This is a genomic window from Frigidibacter sp. (assembly GCF_030695035.1).
Classification (GTDB): domain Bacteria; phylum Pseudomonadota; class Alphaproteobacteria; order Rhodobacterales; family Rhodobacteraceae; genus Frigidibacter.
The window spans coordinates 80,772-98,167 of sequence record NZ_JAUYTT010000008.1; the positions used below are offsets into that span (position 1 = coordinate 80,772).

A 17,396-nucleotide genomic window follows, 5' to 3' on the forward strand; every position below is an offset into this window, starting at 1 on the left:
CATGACCGCCCCGATCGACCGGACCCTTGCCGTGCTGGAGCTGCTGTCGCTGCACCCCGAGGGGCTGTCCCTGCAGGCGGTGGCGACGCGGCTCGAGCTGCCGCCCTCGGCCACCCACCGGCTGCTGAACGACCTGCTGCGCCTTGGCTATGTTTGCCAGCCGATCCCGCAGGGGCCCTATGCGCTGACGATGCGGCTGGCAGCGCTTGGCCTGTCATGGTTGGGGCGGACGGGGATTTCCGACATGGCGCAGCCGGTTCTCGACCGCCTCGCGACGGACACGGGAGAGCTGGTGCGCCTGTCGCTGGCTGATGGTGCCGCACTGGTCTGGGTGGCGGTCGCGCAGGGGGCGACCTCCGGCCTGCGCTACGATCCTGCGCGCGAGCAGGGCAGCGCTGCCTCGCTGGCCTACAGCGCCAGTGGCCGCGCCTGGGTGGCGACGCTGCCGGAGGACCGGGCGCTGGCGCTGATCGCGGCGCAGGGGCTGACGCCGCCCGAGGGCGCCGCGCAGGGGTCACGGCTGGACATGGACGGGGTGCTTCAGGTGCTGGCCCGGACCCGCGCTTCGGGCCATGCCGAGGCGGTGGACTGCTTTCTGGACGGAATGGCCGCCATCGCCGTGCCGCTGCCCGCCGAGGGGCCCTCGCCCGGCTGCCTCTCCATCGCCGGCCCCGCCGTGCGCCTGACTGCGCCGCGGCGGGCGGAGCTGCTGCCCCTGCTCAACGCCGCGGCGGTGGAGATCATCGCCATCGCCCCGGCATCACGGCTGCTGCGGGGCGCGCTATGAACGCCGAGTGCGACCTGCTGGTCATCGGCTCCGGCGCGGCGGGCCTGTCGGCGGCGGTGACCGCCGCGCATCACGGGCTGCGGGTGATCGTGGTCGAGAAGGACGCGGTGCTCGGCGGCACCAGCGCCTGGTCCGGCGGCTGGATCTGGGCGCCGGGCAATCCGGTCTGCGCCCGCGCCGGAACCGTGGACTCTGCCGAGGCGGCAGAGACCTATCTGCGCGGCGTCCTTGGCAACCATTTCGACCCGCCGCGTGTCCGCGCTTTCCTGACCCATGCGCCGCGGATGGTGGCGTTCTTCGAAACCCACACTGCCCTGACGTTCCAGCCCGGCAGCCAGATCCCCGACACTTATGGCCACTTGCCCGGCGCGGGCACCGGCGGCCGCTCGGTCATCGCGGCGCCCTATGACGGGCGCGCGCTTGGCCCGCTGATGCGCCTGCTGCGCCCGCCGCTGCGCGAGACCAGCTTCTGGGGCCTGACCATCCAGGCCGGGGCCGACCTGCGCGCCTTCATGACCATGACCCGCCAGCCACGGGCCTTCGCCTATGTCAGCCCCCGGATGGCGCGCCACCTGTGGGACCTCGTCCGCCACGGCCGCGCGATGCAGCTGCGCAACGGCAGCGCCCTGGTCGCGCGCCTGATCCGCTCCGCCGCCGATCTGGGGGTGGAGTTCCGTACCGACAGCCCCGCCCTGCGGCTGCTGACGGAAGGCGGCCTGGTCACCGGAGCCGTTGTGGGGGCAAATGGCGCCGAAGTGACCATCCACGCCACCCGCGGCGTGGTCCTTGCCTCGGGTGGCTTCCCCCATGACGCCGCCCGCCGCGCGGCGCAGTTTCCGCAGAACGGTACCCACCTCAGCCTCGCCGTGCCCAGTGCCACCGGCGACGGGCTGCGCATGGCCGAGGCGGTGGGTGCACGACAAGGCGAGACCGCCAGCCCCGGCGCGTGGTGCCCGGTCTCGCATGTGCGCTGGCCGGACGGGCGGCAGGCGCCGTTCCCGCATATCATCGAGCGGGGCAAGCCCGGCCTCATCGCCGTGCTGCCGAACGGCCGCCGCTTCTGCAACGAAGGTCTGGGCTATCACGACTTCGTCGAGGCCCTGCTGCGCAGCACCCCGCCCGGCCAGCCGCCCGAAGCCTGGCTGATCGCCACCCGCGGCTTCCAGCGCCGCTATGGCCTTGGCATCTCGCGTCCGTTTCCGCTGCCGCTGCGGCCATGGCTGCGGCGCGGCTATCTGAAATCCGGTGCCACGCCCGAGGCTCTGGCGGCGGCCTGCGGCATCGACCCCGCAGGCCTGCGCGCCACGCTGGACGACTGGAACCGCCACGCCGCAGGGGGTGAGGATCCCGCCTTCCACCGCGGCACCACGCCCTACATGCGCCTGCAGGGCGATGCGTCGCACGGCCCCAATCCCTGCATCGCGCCGATCGACCGCCCGCCCTATCTGGCCGTCAGGGTCACGCCCGGCAGCTTCGGCACCTTTGCCGGGCTGGAAACCGACGCCGCCGCCCGGGTGCTGCGGGGCGGCGCCCCGATCCCCGGCCTCTATGCGGCGGGCACTGACATGGCCTCGGTGATGGGCGGCTTCTATCCGGCGGGCGGCATCAACCTTGGCCCGGCCCTGACCTTTGGCCATATCGCCGCGCTGCATGCCGCAGGCGCGTTGGAGGAGGCAACATGACCCAGATCTCGCCCGTTCCCCCGATTTCTTTGGCGCATCTGACGGTGATCGACCTGCCGCCGCCGCAGATGATCCGCCTTGCCGCCCGGCTGGGATATGACCGGGTCGGGCTGCGGCTGATCCGCGTTACAGATACCAGCCCCGGCTATCCGCTGCACGAAGACCCCGCCGCCCTGCTGGAAACGCAGGCGGCGCTCACGGAAACCGGCCTCACCGTCAATGACATCGAGTTCATCCGCCTGACGCCCGACTTCCGCCCCGAGGCGTTCACCGCCTTTCTGGCCGCTGGCGCCGCCCTCGGCGCATGCCACGTCATCTGCGCGCCCTATGACGAGGACCACGCCCGGCTGGCGGCCAACCTTGCAGCCTTCCAGACCCTCGCCCGCCCCTATGGCCTGACCTGCGTGCTGGAGTTCTTCCCCTGGACCTCGGTGCCGAACCTCGCCACCGCGCGGGCGGTGGTGGAGCGGACGGGGATGGAGGAGATCGGCATTCTGGTGGACACCCTGCATTTCGACCGCTCCGGCAGTTCGCTCGCGGATCTGGAGTGCCTGCCGCCCTCGCGGCTGCCGTTCCTGCACCTTTGCGATGCCGCCGTGCATCCGCCCTATTCCACCGAAGATCTGCTGCACGCCGGCCGTGCCGAGCGCCTGCCGCCCGGCGAGGGGCAGATCGATCTGGCCGCCATCCTTGGCCGCCTGCCACAAGGACTGCCGGTGGCGCTGGAGGTGCCGATGACCGCGCTTCAGGCAGAGCGGGGCAGCGCCGAGGTTGCCGCTCGGGTGCTGGATGCGGCGCGGCGGTTGCTGAGGTCCGTCGGCCGGATGTGACGCTGCCGGCATCGCCAGGGCAGACCGCCCCGCTTACGGCCCCACCAGAAACGCCCGCAGCCGCGGTGCCATGAAATCGAGGAACACCCGCACCCGGTGCGGCAGCCGCTCGCCGCCGAAAAAGAGGGCATGGATATCCTCGGTATCGCCCGCCACCGCCTCGGCCAGCACCTCGACCAGCGCGCCCGTGCGCAGATCCTGCCGGATGTGGAACTCGCCCATCCGCGCCAGCCCAATCCCGGCCAGCGCCATCCGCCGCACCGTCTCGCCATTATTGGCCAGCAGCGGCCCCGCCACGCCGCGGTCCACCGTGCGGCCGCCCTCTTGCAGCGGCCAGACCGGGGCGGATCGGCGGAAGTTGAAGCCAAGGCAGCTGTGCTGCGCCAGATCGCTGGCGGTCTGCGGCACGCCCCGCCGCGCCAGATAGTCCGGCGAGGCGACGATCTTGCGCGGCGCAACCCCCAGCTTCAGCGCCGTCAGGCTGGAACTGGCGAGGGTTCCAACGCGAAAGGCCACATCGGTGCGGTCAAGGTAGAGGTCAACGATCTCATCGGACAGCGACAGATCGATGATGACATTGGGATAGGCCGCCCAGAACTCCGGCAGCAGCGGCTCCACCGCGACCATGCCAAAACCCACCGAGGCACTGACCCGCAGCGTGCCGCCAACGCTGGCCGCACCCTTGGACAGCTCGCGCTCCAGATCCTCGATCCCGGCCAGAAGCTGCTGGCTGCGCTCGTAATAGACCCAGCCCTCGGCGGTCAGCGACAGGCGGCGGGTGGAACGCTCCAAGAGCCGCGCCCCCAGCCTGGCCTCGATCCGCCCGATCAGCTTCGACAGGGTCGAGGGTGTCATCCGCATCTGCCGCGCAGCCTCGGAAAAGCTTCCGGTCTCGACAACGCGCAGGAAGGCCTGCATTTCCCCGGCCCGGTTGTCCATGCGCCCCCTACCTGTGAATTGCATTCCAAGAGGAAGTGCAAAATCGGCCGAGGATCAAGGGCATTCCGTCTGTATCGGACAGTGCCCCGGCCCCGGGCAAGGGGCAGGGGCACCGGCTTGCGCCCTTATGCCGGGATCATGAACCCCGCGAAGAACGCCGCCAGCGCGTCATGGGCGTCCATCGGCAGCACATGCGCCACATACTGGTCGGGGCGCACGATCACGAGGCAGCCTTGCTTGCGGTCGATGCCGCGCAGATCGAAGATGTCGCGGCCCGCTTCGGCGCAGAACATCTTCTCATAGTCGCGCAGGCCCAGCTTGCCTTTCGCGGGCAGCAGCGCCGGGGGCAGCTTTTCCAGCTCCAGCGCGCGGGTGCCCTGCTGGAACACGGCGCGCAGGTCGATGACCGCATCGGGATCGGTGCCCGCCGGGGTGAAGCGGGCAATCGGCGAGGCCGCACCCGCATAGAGGAAATCGCACAGCCGGCGGATGGCGGAGTCGTTCGCCATCGGGTCCTCATCCGGGCAGAAGGCAAACAGCCGCCAGCGCGCATCGGCGCTGACCGTATGGCCAAGCTCCACCGGCTTGGCATCGGCAAGGCGGACCACCGGTGCCGAGTGGAAGCGGCTGCCGATGGGCAGGCCGGTTGCCAGCGCCTGCCAATCGGCGGTGCCGGTCAGCGCCGAGGGCTCATAGGTCACCGACATGCCGGCGGTGTAGCGGCCATGCTGGATGAAGTATCGCTGGAACTTCGGCGCCTCGCCTTCGGCCGCCTCGGCGGTGTCGGGGCGCTCGCTCATGATCCGCGACCATTCCCGGTCAAAGTCGATCAGGTCCTGCGCCACGGCCCGGCGCTCGGCCGAGTAGCTGTGCAGAAGATCGGGGGCAGAGCGGCCCTGCAGCACCGACACCAGCTTCCAGCCAAGGTTGAAGGCATCGCCCATCGATACGTTCATGCCTTGCCCCGCCTTGGGGCTGTGGGTGTGGCAGGCATCCCCGGCGATGAAGACGCGGGGCTGGCGGGTTGCCATCTGATCGTCCGGCACATCGTCGAACTTGTCGGTCAGGCGCTGGCCGATTTCATAGACCGACCACCAGGCGACCTCCTTCACGTCGAAAGCATAGGGCCGCAGGATCCGCTGCGCCGCCCCGATCAGGTGATCGACGGTCAGGTTGCGGCCCGCCACGCGCTCGCCATCCTTCAGCTTGTCCATCTCGATATAGAGCCGCACCAGATGGCCGCCCTCGCGCGGGATGATGATGATATTGCCCTCGGCCGCCGACTGGATCAGCGTCTTGCAGCGGATATCGGGAAAGTCGGTGACGGCCAGCACATCCATCACGCCCCAGGCCTGATTGGCGCTGTCGCCGACCAGTTCGCGGCCGATGGCGCGGCGCACCGAACTGCGCGCCCCGTCGCAGCCCACGACATATCGGGCGCGCAGGGTCTGCACGGCGCCCTCGCCCTCGGCGGGGCGCAGGGTCACGGTGACGGGATAGTCGCTGGCGCCGTCATCCACCGTCACATCCACCAGCTCCAGCCCGTAATCCGGCACCAGCCGCGAGGGGGATTTGCGCATCACCTCCAGATACATGTCATGCACCCGCGCCTGGTTGAGGATCATGTGGGGCATCTCGGACAGACCGTCCTCGACATCCTTGATCCGGCCGTTGCGGGTGATCTGGCCGGGCGCCTTGGCGTCGGGTTTCCAGAAGGTGGTCTCGTTGACCCAGTAGCCCTGCTTGAGGATCTTCTCGGCAAAGCCGAAGGTGTTGAACATCTCCATCGAGCGGCAGGAGATCCCGTCGGCCTGGCCCTTCTCGATGGGGCCCGGCTTGCGCTCGATGATGCGGGTGGTGATGTCGGGGAAGGCGGCGAGTTGCGCGGCCAGCGTCAGCCCGGCGGGGCCGCAGCCGACGATCAGCACATCGAGCGTCTCCGGCAGCGGGCCTTGGGTCTCGCTGCGCCCCGGCGCGGCGTCGAACAGTTCCGGATCGCCCGGGCGGAACCCGTTGTCATGATATTGCATCGTCATTCCTCCCCAGAGACAATTACTAAGTCGACTTATTAATTGCCCGGCCGGCTCGGGTCAAATAAGAAGTATGTGCACTTACAAACGCCACGCTATACCGGGACGCGCAGAGATCAGAGGACGCGATGACCAAACCGATTTCCAGCCGCGCGATGCCGGGGCACCTGATCCGCCGGCTGCACCAGATCTCGACCCAGCTTTTCGCGCAGCGGATGGCAGAGGCGGGGCATGACCTGACGCCGGTGCAATTCGCGGCGCTCGATGCCATCGGCCGCCATCCCGGCATCGATCAGGCCGGGCTCGCCGACCAGATCGCCAAGGACCGCGCTACCATCGGTGCCGTGGTGGACCGGCTGGAGCGCAAGGGGCTGGTGACCCGCATCGTCAGCGCGCGCGACAAGCGCGCGCGCGAGCTGACGCTGAGCGAGGAGGGGCAGGCCATGGTTGCGGCGCTGATGCCGGTGGTGGCGGGGTTGCAGCGCGATATCCTGCCGGGGCTGGATGAGGACGAGTACCGCCAGTTTGTCGCTCTGGCGGAGAAGGCGCAGGGGGGGCGGGGGGGCTAGGAGCAGAGGCTCCGCTTTGAACGTCAAGCGGGGCATTGGCGGATAAGGGCGCGGCGCAGAATTTCGGCCGTCGACGAAATTCTGATGTGCCCGCCCTCCGGGGGCGGGCACATTCGTGCCCACCTGGGCGGTCTCATCAGAATTTGGCACTGTAAGTCCAGGCGGCACCCCCCTTGCCCTGCGGCTTGCGCCTCCGGGCAACCGGCACGGTCGGCTTGCCACTGGCAAGCCGCCTGATCGCGCCGGGGCGCCAAGCCTATATAGCGGGGTGGACTGGCTGGCGTCCAAGATCCCCCGGGACACCAAAAATCCCGCCCGGCAGAGCCGGACGGGACCAATTGCGGGGCAGGGGAGGTTACTCGCCCTTCAGCGCCGCGACATAGGCGCTGCCGGGCAGCCCCTGGCCATCGACTTCGGCCACGACCTGATCGACCACCGGCGCGCTGGCGGCATTGAACTCTGCCGCCGCCTCGGGCGTCAGGGTGATGACCTCCTTGCCCGGCATCCCGGCAAAGCGGGCAACGCTCGACTCCGCCCGCGACATCCAGGCGGCATTGCCATCCAGCGCCAACTGCTGGCCGGCCTCTTGCACGATCTGCTGCTGCTCCCCGCTCAACCCGTCAAAGCTGTCGCGGTTCATGATGACGAAGAAGTTGGAAATCGTCGTGTCCATGCCGATGGTGATGTGGTTGGTCACCTCGTCGAGCTTGAACGCCCCAAGCGCGGTCGCGTCGATCATCGCGCCGTCGATCACGCCGGTCTGCAGTGCGTTATAGATCTCCGACGCTGGCATCGACACCGGCGTGCCGCCCCAGGCGCTGACCACCAGCCCGGCATTGCGCGAGGGGACCCGCAGCTTGAGCCCCTGCACATCGGCCAGGCTGTTCACCGGCTTGCTGGCGGTCATCAGAAGGTTGGGGGCGTTGTTCCACAGCCCCAGCAGCACGACGCGGCGGTATTCCTCGGCCAGCAGGTCCGAGGCAGCCTGAAAGCGCTCGGTTCCCGTCTCGGGCTCGATCACGCCCGGCAGTTCGCTCAGCAGCGTCAGCGGGAAGTTCGACGCGGTATAGCCCGGCAGGCCAAAGGCCATGTCGGTGACGCTTTCCACGACGCGGCCGTATTGCTCGGCCGGGCCCGGCCCGAGCTCGCCGCCCATATAGACGGTCACCGTCACCTCGCCGCCGGTTTTCTCGGCGATGGTGTCGGCGAAGGGCTTGTAGGCCTCTTCCAGCACGAAATGGGTCGGCGGCTGGAAATCCGCCAGCTTCAGGTCTTTGGCATTCGCGGCAAGCGGCGCCAGCGCGGTCGCGGCCAGCAGGGCCGCCGTCAGGGTCTTCATCAGCATCCGGTTTCCTCCCTCGGATTGGTTGGGCGTGGTAGCAGGCGACCCCAGAAGGGTCAGCCGAACATGGTATTGGGCAACAGCAGCGCGATGCCCGGAAAGGCGATGATCAGCAGCAACCCGATGATCATGGCGATCAGGAACGGGAACACCCCGCGGAAGATGGTGGTCAGCGGCACATCCCCCGCGACCGACCTGACCACGAAGACATTCAGCCCCACAGGCGGCGTGATCATCCCCATCTCGATCACGATTACCGCGATGACGCCGAACCAGATCGGGTCGAACCCAAGCGCGGTGATGACCGGGAACACGATGGGCACGGTGATGACCAGCATCGACAGCCCGTCCATGAACATCCCCAGCAGGATATAGGCGAGGATGATCACGAACAGCGTGCCATAGGCGCCAAGGCCAAGCGCACCGAGCCCATCGCCGATGGCGGCGGGAATGCGGGTGATCGCCAGGAACGGGTTCAGCACATTCGCCCCGATCACGATGGTGTACAGCATCGCGGTCGTGCCAAGCGTGCTGACCACCGCGTCCTTGAACCCCGCCCAGGTCAGCCTGCGCCGCGCCAGCGCCAGCAAGATCACCAGCGCCGCGCCCACGGCCGAGGCCTCTACCGGGGTGAAGACGCCGATATAGATCCCGCCGATGGAGGCGATGATGACCAGCAGCAGCGGCCCGGCATCGGACAGCGCCCGGAACCGCTCGGCCAGAGGCACCGGCGCGCCGCGCGGGCCGGCCTCGGGGTCCAGCAGCGTGACGATCCAGATCGCCGCGATGAACAGCGCCGTCAGCAGCAGCCCCGGCAGGACACCCGCCATGAACAGCCGGCCGATCGATTCCTCGGTCAGGATCGCGTAGAGCACGAAGCCGGTCGAGGGCGGGATCAGGAAGCCAAGCGTGCCCCCCGCCGCGATGGCGCCGGTGGACAGGCCATCGGAATAGCCAAGGCGCTTCATTTCCGGCAGCGCGACCTTGCCGACCGTGACCGCCGTGGCGACGGACGAGCCGGAGACGGCCGCAAACACCGCGCAGCCCATGACAGAGGCCGTGGCCAGCCCGCCGCGGAACCGCCCGACCCAGGCAAAGGCCGCGTCATAGAGCCCGCGGCTGAACCCCGCGGCCGAGGAGACATTGCCCAGCAGCACGAACATCGGCACCACGATCAGGCTGTAGCTCGACACCGCCGAATAGCTTTCGGTCAGCAGGACGCCACCCGCGCTGCGCAGCCCCTCCAGGAACCAGTAGCCGCCAAAGCCCACCGCCAGCATGGCAAAGGCCACGGGCGTGCGGATCATCAGCAGAACGAACAGCAGGCCGATGCCCACAAAGCCGGTTGCGAAAGGAGTCATTACCGGGGGCCCCGCGATATGATCTGGAAAAGCTGGAGCGCCATGATGATCACGCACAGGCCGGCCCCGGCAGAAAGGATGCCGTAGAACGGCCAGATCGGCATTCGCAGCATGTTGGTGGCATCGCCCCATTCCAGCGCGTCCAGCGCCTTGAGCGCGGCGCGCTGCGCGAGGATGGCCAGCACGAAACCGGCCACCAGATAGGAGATGATGTCGCCGGTATAGCGGCCCCATTTCCCCAGCGCCTTCTCGAACACATCGACCGCGACATGGTCGCCCCGCGCCGTGCAATAGGGCATCGCGGCCATGACCAGCGCGACGGCCGTCAGCTGCACGAACTCATTCACGCCCAGCAGAGGCGCGCCGAACACATAGCGCATGATCACGCCGAACGAGACGAGGACGACAATCGCCAGCAGGCACAGCCCTGCCAGGGCGACGAGGGCGCTTACCGTCCGGTCGATCCAGCGCGAGCCGTTTGCCACAACCCTGTGCATGGCGCTTATCCTGCGCTGCTGCGGGCCGCAGGGCAATGCCCGGTCCGGCCATGAGTGAATGCAAGGCTCATCTGGTTCCTCCCCTTCCGGACCGCGCAATGGGTCCGTCTCGCTCCTGCTCAAGATTAACGGATAGCCAGCCTCCGGGGCCAATTCAAATGCCCGGGTCTCGTATAAGTCTGGGCTATAGCGGCGCGCCGCCTCTGGCCTCGTCCAGGCCCGCGGCCTCTTGCTGCAGCAGGTCCAGCATCAGCTGCTGCGCCGTCGTTGGCTGCCAGCTGTTGCGCGTCGTCACCCCGATGGGCCGCAGCGCCCAGTGCGCCGGAACGGGCAGGCGGCAGATCAGCCCGTGCCGGATCTCGGCCGCGGCCTGAAGGTCGGAAATGCAGCCAAGGAAATCGCCGCGGGTCAGCATTTCGCGCATCAGCAGGATAGATCCGGCCTCGAGGATGCTGACCGGCGGGGCCACCCCGGCCTCAGCGAAGAAGCCATCGAACTGCGCCCGCGCCGGGGTGCCTTGCCGCGGCACCACCCATTGCTGCTGCGCCAGAAGGGCCGGGGTCAGGTCCGCCGCGCCCGCCAGCGGGTGATCGTTGCGCGCCAGAATCGCCATGCTGTCCTGAAACAGCGTGGTCTGCACGATGTCGCGGATCGGCTGCGGCTCGCGCAGCGCGCCCACGATCAGGTCGATATCCCCGCGCCTGAGGCCGGTCAGCAGCTCATCATAGCGCCCGTCCGCCACATGCAGCGGATGCGTCGGGCGCAGCTTGCGGAACGCCGCCAGCGCGCCCGGCAGCAGCACCGACCGCGCCATCGGCAGCGCGCCGATCACGATGGTGCCGACCTCGCGCCCCTCTGCCTCGGCCAGTTCCGCCTCTGCCTGCTCCAGCTCGCGGAAGGCCAGCCGTGCCGCCTGCGCCAGCTCGCGCGCCGCGCGGCTGGCGACAAGGCCAAAGGCGGTGCGCTGGAACAGCGCCCGCCCCGCTTCTTGCTCCAGCTGCGAAATGGCGCGGTGCACCGTCGGCTGCGCAAGCCCCAGCGACCGCGCGGCAAGGCTGAAATTCTCGGTCTCGCAGACGCGGATCAGCGCCGTCAGCTGCGCATGGCTGGTCACCAGCCGCAGCCGCGGCGACAACTCGTTCAGCGGTGGGTCCAGCGTGGCAAAGGCGCGGCGGGTGCGCCCGGTCAGGATCTTTCCGCGGGCAGTGGGAAAAAACCCCTGCCGCGTGCGGTCGAAAAGGGCGCCCCCTGCTGCCACCTCCATCTTGGCAACCGCCTGCGTCACTGCGGGCTGGGTGATGTTGTAGCGCCCCGCCGCCAGCGTGACCGAGCCCATGTCACTGACCGCCAGGAACAGCCGCAGATGGCGAAGGTTGCGCGAGATCACAGCCGTGCCAGCACGCGGTCCAGCCGCCCCGCCAGATCACCCGCCCCCGCATCGGCCCCGGTCGCCGCCACCCGGTCCTGCCAGTTGGCGGTGGCGTCGCTCATGCCATTCGCCAGCCCAAGCGCCGCAACGGTCGCCGCCACCTCGCGCATCTCGGCGGCGCGGCGGGCGCCGTGGACCATCATCCGCTCCATGTTATAGGCCGCCTTGGCCGGCCAGTCTGTGCCCGGGTCCGAGGCCTGGAGCGAGGCTATTACCTGCGCCTCCACCCCCGCCTTGCGCGCGGCCAGCAGGCATTCCGCCGTCAGCGCTTCCATCCCCTTGATCATCACCGACCGCAGCATCTTGATCGACGAAGCCTGCCCAATCTCCCCTCCAGCGATCTCGGGCCGCATCCCCAGGCTGCGCAGCAACGCCGCCCCGGCCTCGGCATCGGGGCCGGCGACCAGCAGCGGCACCAGATGCCGCTTGGGATGCACCGGCGCCATCACCGCCACATCGACATAGCGCCCGCCCGCCGCCCCGATCACCGCCGCGGCGGCCTGCTTGGTCTGCGGCGCGCAGGAATTGCAATCGAGCCACAGCGTGCCGGGCGCAATCGACGCGGCAGCCGTCGTTGCCGCCTCCAGCGCCCGGTCGGCGGTCACAAGGCAGAACGCCGCCTCGGCCCCCGCCAGTGCCCCGGCCATCGCCGCGCAGCCCGTCACCCGCAGCAGCGCATAACGTGCCTGCATCGCGGCGATCTGGGCAGGATCATCGGTCTTGATGTCATAGGCGCGCAAGCGGTCGGGCCGCGCCTCGGGCCAGCCTGACACGAAGGCCATCGCCGCCTCGCCAAAGCCGATCATCGCGATCCGTGCCATGCCATCCGTCATGATGCCGCCCCCTGTGCCGATACAGGCAATCTGGCACAGCTCCGCACGCGTTTCCATCTGCTATAGCCGGAATTTATGCTGCGCGACGGGCTTTCGAATTGGCCCGCGCCCCCGCCCCGTGACAGGTTCTGCCCAACCCGATCAAGGAGACCCGACCCATGTCCACCGGTAAGACAGCCCTCGTCATCTCGGCCCATGCCGCCGATTTCGTATGGCGCTGCGGCGGCGCCATCGCCCTGCACGCCTCGCTCGGCTACCGCGTCACCGTGCTGTGCCTGTCCTTTGGCGAGCGCGGCGAAAGCGCCAAGCTGTGGAAGCAGCCGGGCATGACGCTCGACCGCGTCAAGGACGCCCGCCGCGCCGAGGCGGAACGCGCCGCCGAGGCGCTTGGCGTGCATGACCTCACCTGCCTCGACCTTGGCGATTATCCGCTGGAACTGACCCGGGCCGACAAGAACCGCGTTGTCGATGTGATCCGCAAGGTGCAGCCGGCGTTCATGCTCAGCCACAGCCAGTATGACCCCTACAACACCGACCACATGTATGCGACGCAGGTCGCGCTGGAATGCCGGATGATCGCGCAGGCCTGGGGCCACAACCCCGGCGAAAAGGTTCTGGGCGCGCCACAGCTTTACCTCTTCGAGCCGCACCAGACCGAGCAGATGGGCTGGAAGCCCGACACCTTCCTCGACATCACCCCGGTCTGGGACAAGAAGCGCGCCGCCATCGAATGCATGGAGGGGCAGGAGCATCTGTGGGAATACTACACCCGCGTGGCGATCAACCGCGCCAACCATTTCAAGCGCAACTCGGGCGGGCAGGCCAGCGGGCGCGATTGCAAATATGCCGAGGGCTTCCAGTCGATCTTCCCGCGCACGGTTGACGAGCTTTGACGCGCCACGCGCAAGGAGACCACGTGATGACCGACCAGACCGAACCCTGCTTCGACATCGCCCATCTGGCGCATGTCGAGATGCTGACCGACAAGTTCGACGAAAGCCTTGATTTCTTCACCCGCATCTACGGGCTGAAACTGTCGGGGATGGACGAGAGCAGCGCCTATCTGCGCGCCTGGGATGATTACGAGCATTGCTCGCTGAAGCTGACCCGCGCCGACACCACCGGCGTCGGCCATGTCGCCTATCGCGCCTCCAGCCCGGCGGCGCTGGCCCGGCGCGTGGCGGCCATCGAGGCCTCTGGCTACAAGGTCCACGGCTGGACCGAGGGCGACCAGAGCCACGGCCGCGCCTTCCGCTTTGAGGATCCGTTCGGCCATGTGTTCGAGATCTATTATGACACGGTCTGGTATCAGCCCGCTGCGGAGGCCGACCGCGCCGCGCTGAAGAACACCGCCAGCGCCTTCACCGGCGCCGCCCCGCGCAGGCTCGACCATGTGAACCTGCTGTCGGATGACGTGACGGAATTTCGCCGCTTCATGGAAACCTGTCTCGGCAGCCGCGTGACCGAACTGATCCAGCTCGACAATGGCCGCATCGGCGGCTGCTGGTTCACCGTCAACAACAAGACCTATGATCTGGCCTGCACCGAGGAGCATGGCCGTGGCAAGGCCCGGCTGCACCATGTCACCTATGCCACCGACCAGCGCGAGGACATCCTGCGCGCCGCCGACCATTTCCTGCAAAACGGCGTCCATATCGAGACGGGGCCGCACAAGCATGCCATTCAGGGCACGTTCTTCCTCTATGTCTGGGAGCCTGCGGGCAACCGGGTGGAGCTTGCCAATGCCGGTGCCCGCCTGATCCTCGCGCCCGACTGGCAGCCGGTGATCTGGACAGAGACCGACCGCAAGAAAGGCCAGGCCTGGGGCCTGAAGACCATCGAGAGCTTTCACACACACGGCACGCCGCCGGCAAAGGCAGGGGGTTGATCCATGGCCGTCGTCATCCAGAACATTCCGCGCGCCTCGGCTGAGGTCATCGACGGGCTGGCCCGCGCCGGCACCGCCACCGTGCATGAGGCGCAGGGCCGCATCGGCTGCCTCGCCAGCGCCATGCGCCCCATCCAGACCGGCGCGCGCATCGCCGGATCGGCCGTCACCATCAGCGCGCCGCCCGGCGACAACTGGATGCTGCATGTCGCCATCGAGCAGCTGCAGCCCGGCGACATTCTGGTGCTGGCGCCGACTTCGCCCTGCGACAACGGGTATTTCGGCGATCTGCTGGCCACCAGCGCGATGGCGCGGGGCTGCCGCGGGTTGGTGATCGATGCGGGCGTGCGCGACGTGGCCGACCTCAAGGCGATGGGCTTCCCGGTCTGGTCCCGCGCGATCAGTGCGCAGGGCACGGTCAAGGAAACGCTGGGGTCAGTCAACGTGCCCATCGTCTGCGGCGGGCAACTGATCGAGGCGGGCGATGTCGTGATCGCCGATGACGATGGCGTCTGCGTCGTGCGCTCTGTCGATGCCGCCGCCGTGCTGGTGGCGGCCGAGAAGCGGATGGACGCGGAGGAGGCCAAGCGCGTTCGGCTGGCGGCGGGTGAGTTGGGGCTCGACATCTACGACATGCGGGCCAAGCTGGAAGCCAAGGGCCTGAAATATGTCTGACGGGCAGGGCGGTATCCCCTGCCTCTGGATGCGGGGGGGCACCTCGAAGGGCGCCTATTTCCTTGCCGCTGACCTGCCCGCCGATCCCTCCGCTCGCGATGCGCTGCTGCTGCGGATCATGGGCAGCCCCGATCCGCGCCAGATCGACGGGATCGGCGGGGCGGACCCGCTGACCTCGAAGGTTGCGGTGCTGGCGCCATCGTCGCGGCCCGATGCGGATGTGGATTATCTGTTCTTGCAGGTCTTCGTGGACCGGCCTCTGGTGTCGGACGCGCAGGCCTGCGGCAATATCCTTGCCGGCGTCGGCCCCGCCGCCATCGAGCGCGGGCTGGTGGCCGCGCAGGGCGAGGTGACGCCGGTGCGCATCCACATGCTGAACACGTCAGAGGTGGCCGTGGCGCAGGTCCGCACCCCCGGCGGGCGGGTCAGCTATGCCGGGGAGGCTGCCATCGACGGCGTTCCGGGCACCGCGGCGCCGGTGCCGCTGATGTTCCAGAACATTGCCGGCTCGATGTGCGGGGCCCTGCTGCCCACCGGCAACGCGGTCGATGTGATCGATGGCGTGGACTGCACGCTGATCGACAACGGGATGCCCTGCGTGATCCTGCGCGCTGCCGATCTCGGGATATCCGGGCAGGAAAGCCGCGAGGCGCTGGACGGGGACGCGCCGCTGAAGGCGCGGCTGGAGGCGATCCGCCTGCAGGCCGGGCCGCTGATGAACCTTGGCGATGTGGCCGACAAATCCGTGCCGAAGATGACGCTGATCTCGGCCGCTTTGAGCGGCGGCGCGATCAGCACCCGCAGCTTCATCCCGCATCGCTGCCACGCCTCGATAGGCGTCTTCGCCGCCGTCAGCGTGGCAACCGCCTGCACCCTGCAGGGCTCGCCCGCCGCCGCGCTGGCGCAGATCCCGGCGGATGGGCGGTTCCTGATCGAGCATCCCAGCGGCGCGGCCGAGGTTTTGATCGAACAGGACGCAAGCGGCGCCGTGATCGGCGCAGGCACGTTAAGAACGGCGCGCAAGCTGATGGACGGGCTGGTTTTTCCGGCCCCGTGATCCGCTACCAGCCGGCACCGCTGCTGCGGGGCGTGTCAGCCTGCCGGGCCCGCGCCGCGCACCGCCGCCTCGATGGCCGCCACGTCTATCTTGCGCATGTCCATCATCGCAGTGAACGCGCGCTGTGCAGTCTCGCCGCCGGCCGCCATCGCGTCGGTCAGCACCCGCGGCGTGATCTGCCAATTCATCCCCCAGCGGTCCTTGCACCAGCCGCAGGCGCTTTCCTGTCCGCCATTGCCGGTGATGGCGGTCCAGTAGCGGTCCGTCTCTGCCTGATCGTCGGTGGCGATCTGGAACGAGAAAGCCTCGGTCTGTGGAAAGATCGGCCCGCCGTTGAGGCCAAGGCAGGGCAGGCCGCAGACGGTGAACTCCACCGTCAGCACATCGCCAGCCTTGCCGCTGGGGTAGTCGGTCGGCGCCCGGTGGACGGCGCTCACGGCACTGTCCGGGAAGGTCGCCGCGTAGAAGCGGGCGGCCTCTTCGGCGGTGCCGTCGAACCAGAGGCAAATCAGGGCCTTGGGTGTCATGGTCGCCTCCCTCTCAGCCAGGAACGCCGGGTTCCAGCACCGCCCATTTGAAGCCGAACGGATCGGCCAGCAGCCCCCAGTCATCGCCCCAGGGCTGCCGCTCGTACGGGGCCAGCACCGTGCAACCCGCCGCCACCGCCCGGTCCCACCACATGCGACCATCGCCAACCACCAGCTGCAGATGCCCGAAATTGGCGGCGGGCGAGCCGCCCTCGGCATTGTAGTCAGTCATCATCAGGCAGCCGTCGTTGATGCCGACCTGCGCGTGCATCAGCCCGGGCGTGCCGTCGGGGAAGGGCATCCGGCCCATCTCGCTCGCGCCGAAGGCGCGGGCATAGAAGTCGCAAGCCTCGCCCGCACGTCCGCCAAGCACCAGATAGGGGATGACGCCCTTCATCGAGTTCGGGTCCGGCATGGTCGCTTCGGTCATGGTGTTCCTCCCTTTGATTCTGTGTGCTCTTGCACTCTCCCATTTGCTTTGATATCAAATCAACATGCCTGAAACAACCCCCGACCTCCTGCCGCTGGAGACGGTCCTCACCGTCCGCGACACCTGCCTTTGCCTCGCCACGCAGCGCGCCGCCCGCCGGCTCGCGCGCCGCTTCGATACCGCGCTGCGCCCCTTCGGGCTGACAAACGGGCAATTCTCGCTGATGGTGGCGCTGAACCAGCCCGAGCCGCCGCCGATGGGCCGCCTCGCGCCCTTCCTGGGGATGGAGCCCTCGACCCTGACCGCCGCCGTCAAACCGCTCGCCCGCCGTGGGCTGCTGGTGGTGGAGCCGGACCCGGAAGATCTCCGCTCCCGCCGCCTGCGCATCACGCCCGAGGGTGTGGCGCTGATGCGGGTGGCGGTGGAGGTGTGGGGGCAGGCCCATGCCGGGCTGGAAGCGGAGCTGGGGGAAGGGACGCCGGACGCCTTGCGCAGGGGGCTTGCGGAAATCGGCTAGCTC

At 68.6% G+C, this 17,396-nt stretch carries 18 protein-coding genes; 9 read left to right on the forward strand and 9 right to left on the reverse strand.

The genetic code is table 11. The features are described from left to right. Position 1 precedes the first annotated feature (1 nt). Genes Q8S30_RS04495 through Q8S30_RS04505 form a run of 3 tightly spaced genes read left to right on the forward strand, consistent with a single transcriptional unit; the run spans position 2 to position 3,299 of the window. Entirely contained in the window at positions 2–787 is a 786-nt protein-coding gene (locus Q8S30_RS04495; protein ID WP_305664842.1) for an IclR family transcriptional regulator, read from the forward strand. Then, positions 784–2,469, forward strand: coding sequence for an FAD-dependent oxidoreductase (locus Q8S30_RS04500; RefSeq protein WP_305664843.1), 1,686 nt, complete (start codon positions 784–786; stop codon positions 2,467–2,469). The genes Q8S30_RS04495 and Q8S30_RS04500 overlap by 4 nt, the downstream gene beginning before the upstream one ends. Next, on the forward strand, positions 2,466–3,299 hold the full coding sequence (locus tag Q8S30_RS04505; protein WP_305664844.1) for a sugar phosphate isomerase/epimerase: 834 nt from the start codon (positions 2,466–2,468) through the stop codon (positions 3,297–3,299). Before Q8S30_RS04500 ends, Q8S30_RS04505 begins: the two co-directional genes overlap by 4 nt. A 33-nt stretch (positions 3,300–3,332) precedes the next feature. On the opposite strand, the gene Q8S30_RS04510 is transcribed toward Q8S30_RS04505, so the two are convergent. After that, positions 3,333–4,238 (reverse strand): LysR family transcriptional regulator, encoded by a 906-nt coding sequence (locus tag Q8S30_RS04510; protein ID WP_305664845.1) that lies wholly within the window; start codon positions 4,236–4,238, stop codon positions 3,333–3,335. Positions 4,239–4,363: 125 nt separating this feature from the next. After that, complete coding sequence (locus tag Q8S30_RS04515) at positions 4,364–6,268, reverse strand: FAD-binding monooxygenase (RefSeq protein ID WP_305665661.1); 1,905 nt, start codon at positions 6,266–6,268, stop codon at positions 4,364–4,366. Positions 6,269–6,396: 128 nt separating this feature from the next. On the opposite strand from Q8S30_RS04515, the gene Q8S30_RS04520 reads away from it, so the two are divergent. After that, the gene (locus tag Q8S30_RS04520) at positions 6,397–6,837 is read left to right on the forward strand and encodes a MarR family winged helix-turn-helix transcriptional regulator (protein WP_305664846.1); all 441 of its coding nucleotides are present in this window, start codon (positions 6,397–6,399) and stop codon (positions 6,835–6,837) included. A 355-nt stretch (positions 6,838–7,192) separates the two neighbouring features. On the opposite strand, the gene Q8S30_RS04525 is transcribed toward Q8S30_RS04520, so the two are convergent. From Q8S30_RS04525 to Q8S30_RS04545, 5 genes are all read right to left on the reverse strand, one after another. Then, a complete protein-coding gene (locus Q8S30_RS04525) occupies positions 7,193–8,182 on the reverse strand; it encodes a TRAP transporter substrate-binding protein (protein WP_305664847.1) in 990 nt (329 codons plus the stop codon). 53 nt (positions 8,183–8,235) lie between these two features. Then, complete coding sequence (locus Q8S30_RS04530; RefSeq protein WP_305664848.1) at positions 8,236–9,540, reverse strand: TRAP transporter large permease; 1,305 nt, start codon at positions 9,538–9,540, stop codon at positions 8,236–8,238. Further along, positions 9,540–10,037: a TRAP transporter small permease gene (locus Q8S30_RS04535; RefSeq protein ID WP_305664849.1), complete on the reverse strand. Its 498-nt coding sequence runs from the start codon at positions 10,035–10,037 to the stop codon at positions 9,540–9,542. Before Q8S30_RS04535 ends, Q8S30_RS04530 begins: the two co-directional genes overlap by 1 nt. Positions 10,038–10,221: 184 nt before the next feature. Continuing rightward, on the reverse strand, positions 10,222–11,424 hold the full coding sequence (locus tag Q8S30_RS04540; protein WP_305664850.1) for a LysR family transcriptional regulator: 1,203 nt from the start codon (positions 11,422–11,424) through the stop codon (positions 10,222–10,224). After that, positions 11,421–12,356 carry an NAD(P)-dependent oxidoreductase gene (locus tag Q8S30_RS04545; protein ID WP_305664851.1) on the reverse strand — a complete coding sequence of 312 codons (936 nt, stop codon included), beginning with the start codon at positions 12,354–12,356 and terminating at the stop codon, positions 11,421–11,423. The genes Q8S30_RS04540 and Q8S30_RS04545 overlap by 4 nt, the downstream gene beginning before the upstream one ends. Before the next feature lie 101 nt (positions 12,357–12,457). Here Q8S30_RS04545 and Q8S30_RS04550 point away from each other — a divergent pair, with 101 nt between their 5' ends. Genes Q8S30_RS04550 through Q8S30_RS04565 form a run of 4 tightly spaced genes read left to right on the forward strand, consistent with a single transcriptional unit; the run spans position 12,458 to position 15,919 of the window. Continuing rightward, positions 12,458–13,192 (forward strand): PIG-L deacetylase family protein, encoded by a 735-nt coding sequence (locus Q8S30_RS04550; protein WP_305664852.1) that lies wholly within the window; start codon positions 12,458–12,460, stop codon positions 13,190–13,192. 26 nt (positions 13,193–13,218) lie between these two features. Then, a complete protein-coding gene (locus Q8S30_RS04555) occupies positions 13,219–14,187 on the forward strand; it encodes a VOC family protein (protein ID WP_305664853.1) in 969 nt (322 codons plus the stop codon). Positions 14,188–14,190: 3 nt separating this feature from the next. After that, the gene (locus Q8S30_RS04560) at positions 14,191–14,862 is read left to right on the forward strand and encodes a 4-carboxy-4-hydroxy-2-oxoadipate aldolase/oxaloacetate decarboxylase (RefSeq protein WP_305664854.1); all 672 of its coding nucleotides are present in this window, start codon (positions 14,191–14,193) and stop codon (positions 14,860–14,862) included. Further along, on the forward strand, positions 14,855–15,919 hold the full coding sequence (locus Q8S30_RS04565) for a 4-oxalomesaconate tautomerase (protein WP_305664855.1): 1,065 nt from the start codon (positions 14,855–14,857) through the stop codon (positions 15,917–15,919). The genes Q8S30_RS04560 and Q8S30_RS04565 overlap by 8 nt, the downstream gene beginning before the upstream one ends. A gap of 35 nt (positions 15,920–15,954) precedes the next feature. Here Q8S30_RS04565 and Q8S30_RS04570 read toward each other — a convergent pair whose 3' ends face one another. After that, positions 15,955–16,446, reverse strand: coding sequence for a VOC family protein (locus Q8S30_RS04570; RefSeq protein ID WP_305664856.1), 492 nt, complete (start codon positions 16,444–16,446; stop codon positions 15,955–15,957). 13 nt (positions 16,447–16,459) lie between these two features. Further along, on the reverse strand, positions 16,460–16,876 hold the full coding sequence (locus tag Q8S30_RS04575; protein WP_305664857.1) for a VOC family protein: 417 nt from the start codon (positions 16,874–16,876) through the stop codon (positions 16,460–16,462). A 64-nt stretch (positions 16,877–16,940) separates the two neighbouring features. On the opposite strand from Q8S30_RS04575, the gene Q8S30_RS04580 reads away from it, so the two are divergent. Further along, positions 16,941–17,393: a MarR family winged helix-turn-helix transcriptional regulator gene (locus Q8S30_RS04580; RefSeq protein WP_305664858.1), complete on the forward strand. Its 453-nt coding sequence runs from the start codon at positions 16,941–16,943 to the stop codon at positions 17,391–17,393. Positions 17,394–17,396: the final 3 nt, after the last annotated feature.